Here is a 2074-nt window from a genome sequence, read left to right as displayed (position 1 = left end):
CCCAGCCGCCATGGCCAGGCGCGTCGACGCGCGGCGCCGTCGGCGCTCACAACTCGGCCGCCGCCGCGGGCGTGGCCAGGGCGTGGCACAGCAGGCGGCAACAACGCTGCGCCAGCGCCTTGCGTTCGGCCTCGTCGCTGCCGCGCTGGCAGGCGCCGAGCATGTCCATCGCCAGGGCCAGGTCCTGCTCGCCCAGGTCCGGGCGGCACAGGCCGGCGGCGATCGCGCGCTGCAGGTACGGCAACAGGATCGCCATCGCCCGCGTATGCGCCGCGGCGATCGTCGGATGCTCGCGCGGCATCGACCGCCAGTAGTCGGCCAGCGGCGCCGACATCGCGATGTGTTCGGCGACGTCGTACATCAGCAGGAACAGCCCGTCCGGCCGCGTACCGATCTCGCGCGCGCAGCCCTCCAGGCCGTCCAGGCCGCGTTCCAGCAGGGCAGCCATCAGTTCGGTGCGGTCGGCGAAATGGCGGTACAGGGTGGCGCGGCCGAGGCCGGCGCGCTCCACCACCAGTTCCAGCGGCGCCAGCACGCCGTGCGCGCAGAACACCTCGTCGGCGGCGTCCAGCAACAGGCGGCGGCGATGGGCGGTATCGGCTCGCATTTCCATGCGCGGCATTATCGGACAATTTTGTCCGCTTGCAAGCGGATCACGGTCGGCCGCCGCCGGTACCCACCGGCGGCGCCCTGGAAGCACTGGGCTCAGCCGGTGTTCTGCACGCCCTGGGCGACGCCGTTGACGCAGGCCACCAGCGCCCGCAGCAGGTCCTCGTCTTCGCCGTCGGTGGCGCGCCAGCGCTGCAGCAAGTCCACCTGCAGCACGCTGATGGGGTCGATGTACGGATTGCGCAGACGGATCGACAAGGCCAGGCGGGGATCATGCTGCAGCAGCGACGACTGCCCGGTCAGCGCCTTCACCCAGCCCTTGGTCAGCGCCAGTTCGTCGCGGATGCGCGGGAAGAAGCGCGCGTGCAGCGGCCCGGACAGGCGCGAGAACATCTCGGCGATGTTGAGGTCGCCCTTGGACAGGACCATGGCGATGTCGTCGAGGAAGGTGCGGAAGAACGGCCAGTCCGCGGCCATCGCGCGCAGCGCGTCCTCGTGGCCGGCGTCCACCGCCGCCTGCAGGCCGCTGCCCACGCCGTACCAGCCCGGGATCACCGCGCGCGCCTGGCTCCAGGCGAATACCCAGGGAATCGCCCGCAGGTTGGACAGCGCCGCATCCTGGCCGAGCCGCCGCGACGGCCGCGAGCCCAGGGTCATGCGCTCGATCACGTCGATCGGCGTGGCCAGGCGGAAATAGCGCATGAACTCGGCATCGCCGACGAAGCCGCGGTACGCCTGGCTGCTGTGCTCGGCGACCAGGTCCATCACCGGCCGCCAGCCGGCCTCGCGCGCATCGGCCGCACGCGGGCGCAGGCTCGACAGCAGCACCGCGCCGGTCATCTGTTCGAGCGAACGCAGCGCCAGCGCGCGGATGCCGTACTTGCGGTGGATCACCTCGCCCTGCTCGGTCACGCGCAGGCGCCCGTCGACGCTGCCGCGCGGCGCCGCCTCCAGCGCGCGCGTGGTCTTGCCGCCGCCGCGCACGATCGAGCCGCCGCGGCCATGGAAGAAGGTCAGGCGGATGCCCAGTTCGGCCGCCGCCTCCAGCAGTTCCACCTGCGCGCGCTGCAGGCCCCAGCGCGAGGCGGCGATGCCGCCGTCCTTGCCGCTGTCCGAATAGCCGAGCATCACCATCTGCACGTCGTCGCGCGCGGCCAGGTGGCGGCGGTAGACCGGATCGGCCAGCAGGTCGTGCAGGGTCGCGGTGCCGCCGCGCAGGTCGTCCACGGTCTCGAACAACGGCACGATGTCCAGCGGCACCGCGCCGTCGGCATCGACCAGGCCGCCGCGGCGCGCCAGCGCCAGCACGGTCAGCACGTCGGCGCGGTCGTGCGCCATCGAGATGATGTAGCTGCCCAGCGCGTCGGCGCCGTGCCGCGCGCGCGCATCGGCGAGCGCGGCGAACACCGCGTCCAGCCGCGCATTGCCTTCGTCGTCGGCCGCCGGCAGCGCCTGCTCGCCGCTG

Annotated in this window: 2 protein-coding genes; both read right to left on the bottom strand. The window is 72.8% G+C overall.

The features are described from left to right. Nucleotides 1-46: 46 nt before the first annotated feature. The gene (locus tag D183_RS0111885; RefSeq protein WP_017909185.1) at nucleotides 47-622 is read right to left on the bottom strand and encodes a TetR/AcrR family transcriptional regulator; all 576 of its coding nucleotides are present in this window, start codon (nucleotides 620-622) and stop codon (nucleotides 47-49) included. 83 nt (nucleotides 623-705) lie between these two features. Beyond that, a partial coding sequence (locus D183_RS0111880; protein ID WP_017909184.1) for a phosphoenolpyruvate carboxylase occupies nucleotides 706-2074 on the bottom strand: 1369 nt, incomplete at its 5' end.

The sequence above is a fragment of the Xanthomonas sp. SHU 199 genome (assembly GCF_000364665.1).
In the GTDB taxonomy this organism is placed as follows: domain Bacteria; phylum Pseudomonadota; class Gammaproteobacteria; order Xanthomonadales; family Xanthomonadaceae; genus Xanthomonas_A; species Xanthomonas_A sontii.
This window is presented reverse-complemented; position numbering and strand designations above follow the sequence as displayed.